This window comes from Ruegeria sp. AL1 (genome assembly GCF_056540905.1).
The window spans coordinates 1-5086 of sequence record NZ_JBQFXP010000029.1; the positions used below are offsets into that span (position 1 = coordinate 1).

The 5086-nt window shown below is 54.0% G+C and carries 4 protein-coding genes; 2 read left to right on the top strand and 2 right to left on the bottom strand.

The features are described from left to right. The first annotated feature begins 218 nt into the window (after nucleotides 1-218). Nucleotides 219-1274 (top strand): tyrosine-type recombinase/integrase, encoded by a 1056-nt coding sequence (locus ACRZ9X_RS22290; protein WP_480522287.1) that lies wholly within the window; start codon nucleotides 219-221, stop codon nucleotides 1272-1274. A gap of 24 nt (nucleotides 1275-1298) precedes the next feature. Here ACRZ9X_RS22290 and ACRZ9X_RS22295 read toward each other — a convergent pair whose 3' ends face one another. Both ACRZ9X_RS22295 and ACRZ9X_RS22300 read right to left on the bottom strand, forming a co-directional pair. Further along, complete coding sequence (locus ACRZ9X_RS22295) at nucleotides 1299-2387, bottom strand: ParB/RepB/Spo0J family partition protein (protein ID WP_480522288.1); 1089 nt, start codon at nucleotides 2385-2387, stop codon at nucleotides 1299-1301. 14 nt (nucleotides 2388-2401) lie between these two features. Beyond that, a complete protein-coding gene (locus ACRZ9X_RS22300) occupies nucleotides 2402-3709 on the bottom strand; it encodes an AAA family ATPase (protein ID WP_480522289.1) in 1308 nt (435 codons plus the stop codon). Nucleotides 3710-4551: 842 nt separating this feature from the next. Here ACRZ9X_RS22300 and ACRZ9X_RS22305 point away from each other — a divergent pair. Then, on the top strand, nucleotides 4552-4857 hold the full coding sequence (locus ACRZ9X_RS22305) for a DnaA N-terminal domain-containing protein (protein ID WP_480522290.1): 306 nt from the start codon (nucleotides 4552-4554) through the stop codon (nucleotides 4855-4857). Nucleotides 4858-5086: the final 229 nt, after the last annotated feature.

Consider the following 5086-nt stretch of genomic DNA (forward strand, 5'->3'; position numbering starts at 1 on the left):
CGCGTTAACAGAACTGCGTTCGATCTGACAGGTGGGGACGGAGTTTGCGACAGAACCTTGGGAAGTCGCAATATTATTGGAGTAAGCTTGCAGGATGTTCATAAATTAGATTTTTTGACTATAAGGCAACCTATCGGGAAAAGACTAAATTATATCCGATAAGTATCGCTTATCATTTTTTATTGATATTGCCGGGAAAAGGGCGCAGAACAGGCTTTATGAAGCCCCCTGCCCCATACCTCCCAGCCGCTTCCCCGGCCCTGTCTCAGGCGGATCAGGACGCGCTGACCGACCTTTATGTCCGCGGCACGCCGGCCAACACGTTGAGGGCCTATGAGCGGGATCTGATCTATGTCACAGCGTGGAAATCTGCCCGGTTCAGCGCCACGTTGGATTGGCCCGAGTCCGAGGCCACCGCACTGGCCTTCATTCTCGATCACGTCCGCGATCTCAATGACACGGCACCAGATGATCACGCCCGCCGAACCGCGGAGGCATTGATCGCGCAAGGGCTGCGCAAGTCGCTGGCCTGCCCGGCTCCGTCGACGCTGGACCGGCGCATCGCCTCCTGGCTGGCGTTTCACCGGATGAAGAACCTTGCCTCGCCGTTCGATGCGCCACAGGTGAAACAGGCCCGATCCAAGGCGCGCCGCGCCGCCGCCCGGCCCCCTGCCCCGAAATCGCAGCACCCGATCACCCGCGATGTGCTCGAGCAGTTGCTGACCACCTGTCGGGGGTCCCGGCGGGATTGCCGCGACCGGGCGCTCCTGATGCTGGGCTGGGCCAGTGGCGGGCGACGACGCTCCGAGATCACCGGATTGAGGCGCGCGGATGTCTCACTCAAGGAGTTCGGCAAGTCCGGCGTGGTCTGGATCTCGCTGTTGGAGACCAAGACTACGGCCAAGGGTGAGACCCCCCGGCTGGTGCTGAAGGGCCGCGCAGCGCAGGCTCTGATGCATTGGATCGAAGTTGGAGAGATCGAGGACGGGCCACTGTTCCGCCCCATCTCAAAAGCGGATCGGGTGCTGAAACGCCGCCTCAGCCCGGATGCAGTCTATCAGATCGTCAAACATCGCCTCGCGTTGGCCGGACTCCCGGACGACTTCGCCTCGCCCCACGGTCTGCGTTCAGGCTTCCTGACCCAGGCCGCCCTCGACGGTGCCCCGATCCAGGCCGCCATGCGTCTCTCGCTGCACCGATCCATGGCCCAGGCACAACGCTACTACGATGATGTGGATATCACAGAAAACCCGGCGACGGACCTGCTGGGGTGAAAGTTTGGGGCATCAGACTTGATCTTACCCGTGGGTAAGATCGTCCTCCTCTCGAATAGCATCGATGAACGCAGCGATAGCGCTTTCCAGTTTCGCTCGATCGACACGTGTGAAGTCCATGTTATAGCGAAGATCGAGACGCCCCGCAGACGCTGAACACTTCGCAACCCCTGCCCTACCAGGCACCTGAAACGTCGTCTTTGCCCGACGCGTCTTTACACGGCTTTCGGAATTTGCTGCCGGAGTTGCCTTTGGCTCGCTCTCGATAAATCCACGAAGAATCGAAACTTCACGAGTGCCCGTTCTGTCTGGCTCGGAAAGAACTGCAGAGCTGATCTTCTTTGACAGGTCAGGTTCAGCGTCCAGCCTACGTTTGAGTTCCACTCCAACATTTCGCGGAATGTCGTTGGGATGCTTCAAAACGGAACCCATAATGGTCAAAAGACTGGCAAAGGCACGAATGTAGCTGCGCTTGGTATAGCTCGCAGATTTGAACAGAATGGCGACGGCCTTATCTACGTCTTCACAATTGTTACCTGAATCCTCAGCGAATGCCCTTGCGAGAGACGCCATTTCCGCAAATGAAATATCCTTCCGGATCAAGTTTTCGTCCACCATGCGCCGATAACTTTCATCCAGCGCAGCTGGCTCGATGATACTTGCCGGGATTTGCGCGTAGTTTTCCTCTCCGGTTTCTTCATAAAGCGCACGAAATGCTGATAGGCGACGCATACCCTGAATCAGTTCGAAATGACCGTCAGGCCGCCGCTCTACCTTGATTGGGTTCGACAAACCAATGTCCTGAATAGACAGCTTGAGTTCATCCAACTCAGGATCGGGACCCGGTGCCCTGTCACGGGCTAACTTGTCGGTCAGGACGTCCGAAACCGCGATCCTTTCAATAACCAATCCTTCAGCCCGCATGTTAACGAACTCATGTGCCAACCGATCATTTTCTGACCGGATGGCACTTTCAGTCGTCTGCTGGTTCCGCAAAGCGTCAGCGTTTTCCGAAATTGCGGCCGCCATGGGCCCGCGCCGTTTCTCGGGATCAGGTGCCGTAGATCCACCAACTGGTGCCTCTTCTGCTGCTGGCATATCGATATCGAACATTCTGCGTCTGCGGCTCATACCTCATCCTCCACTTTGTCCCAAGCTGACAGCATCACATCCCGAAACTCGTCATACACATGATCGAAAGTCGAACGCGCACGACGCCAGGTCTCTCGGGTCATATCACGATAGTCCATTTCGTAGACAGAGCTTAGAAAACGGCCGGATTGCTCGACAGCGCGGGTCATTTCCACCGGATGCTCAGCGACATGCTCCCCAAATACTTTGCGAAACGCATCAAACATCGCCAGGTGCAATGCATTGCCCGGTTCAAAACGCGTCAGCAAAAACCGCAACTCACAAAAAACCTTGGGCAATCCAATCTTACCCGTGGGTAAGGTCTTGTCGAATCCATAAGCCAGATCTTCCAGCGCCTCGGCCAATTGCCCAATGAACGATGTGGTCGAGTCATATTCCCAGTACCCGGGCCCGGATGGAATATACAACATGTCCGCTGCGAAAACCGCGTTCATAGACTGATAGCCAATTGCCGGAGGGCAATCGAAGAGTATGAGGTCGTAGGCGTCGTCTGGAATCTGATCGAGATACCGAGAGACTGCCGCAAAGAAGGACCACTCCGGATTCAGGTGGCGGTATTGCGCTGACGCAAACTCGACGAACGCAGCGTTTGCGCAAGAAGGAATGGCATCGATGGTGGACCAAGATGTCTGCTTGATAAAGTCGGCAATCCGCAAGTCACCGAGCCCCATATCGGTAATAGACGGTGGCAGCTCGCGACGGGGCAGGGCGGTTCCGGATTCGGCGGCGACGGGACGGTTGTTCATACGCTCCGTCTCACGAATGAGGTCACGGGCCATAATACCCCAAACAGTATAGTCTTCTGCGACATCCGTCAGACCCATCGAATGGCTCAGCGTTGCCTGTGGATCAAAGTCGACCACCAACACGCGATATCCATCAAGGGCGGCAGCATGCGCGAGATGCAGCGCAACCGTTGACTTTCCAGCACCTCCCTTGAAGTTCGCAACGGCCGCCCGAACCGCTCGTTTTCCAATTGGTCTCGGCGGCATGAGAGATTGACGATTCACTTTCAACCGCCTGCGCAACTCGTTAACCTCCTCCAGACTGAACCACCTTTGGCGGCCGTCTGGCTCCACTTCACCGCCGGGAAGGGAAGGGTCCGCTACCAGCTTTCCGCGGAAGGTCGATTGATTAACCTTGAAGATAAGTTCGGACACCTCCCAACTCGAGAAGCGCCGCAAGGTCTTTTCTTTCTCCGGGCTGAAGGTTTGCTGGCGGATCCATCCCTGCAACTTGAGAGATTGGTTGCGCAATGCGTTTAAATCTTCGTGCGTGTACATGCCTCTGCTCGCATTATTCTGGACGTTAATTTCTATCTTTTCGCTTTTTACGCGCTGTTTGAACATTTGGCAAAAGAAATTATAGTGTATTTGCGATATTACCCATGGGTAAGAAAACAACGGCTTCCAGCTCAATCGAGCTTCACACCTTGTGATTCGCCGCCCAACACTTCCGTTCCGCTTGGAAACGCAGAATTAAGGGGGCAAAATTTATTCTCCCACCACATATTGGGGGACATAACATTAAAAAAAGGGGGCACTATGAATGTCCCCCATCACCATAAATTCACCCAAAATTATTTTCGAAAAGGAATTCTGAACCTTATCTCACAGGTTGTTCTCGCACTCCTCTTGACAGAATCGGGAAATTGGACGCTAATCCGGAGAAGATAACGAAAAGCGTTGAGAAGAAGCGCGGATAAGCGGCAAATCGACCGCAATGAGGCATAATATGGGTAGTAAACAGAATGCAGTTGACTAAACCTGCTGGACGAAACGCGTCAGTACGGAAATATGACATACTGTCAGCGCTTGTTGTCCATGCATTAACGCAAGACAAGCATCGGCAACGTAGCATACTGCGAATTATTTGCTTGATCACAACGCGCTACAACTGGCGCAGCAACGAGTTATCCATTGGGCGTGCTGAGATTGCACGTCTTTGGTCAGTGGATGAACGCACAGTCAAACGCGAGATGGCAAAACTAAAATCCTTGGATTGGATTTCGGTGAAACGACCCGCTGTACGTGGACGAGTCGCAGTTTACGCTTTGAATCTCAGACAGATTAGTCTGGACACAACAGAGGTTTGGTCTTTGATCGGACCCGATTTCCAAGAGAGGATGGGTGACGAGCCAGACGCCAAAACCAATGTGGTGCCTTTCGCCGCAAAAGCGCCGCTTGCTCCGACAGAAGGTGAAGATACCTGGAGTAAGGTTCAAACCATTCTACATGCCCACGACCCGGAGCTTTGGACTAGCTGGTTCCAACATCTCTCAGAGGCGGAAAGGGCAGGGGGTGTCGCAACTTTGATTGCCCCGTCTCGGTTTTTGGCGGATTATATCTCGCAGAACTGGACAGCGCGATTGCTGGCCGCCTATAGGCGTGTGGACCCTGCTGTACACAATCTTCGGATACTGACGGCTTAAGAGTTGAGTGTGGGCACTGAAGCCAGAGGTCAGTGCAGTAGTCATTTTACAGCAAAAATGAGCGTTATTCGCTTTGCCGTATTCCTTTGCGAGGTCAAAAGGGGTTCTGTTGCAGAGTTTTGAGCATTGATCCTCAAAGGTTCTGTCGCAAATTTCTTTGAGAGTTGTATAGACGAAACTGGATAGGCGGTTATCCCGCCAGCTGGATAAACTGCTTAAACGGGCGGAG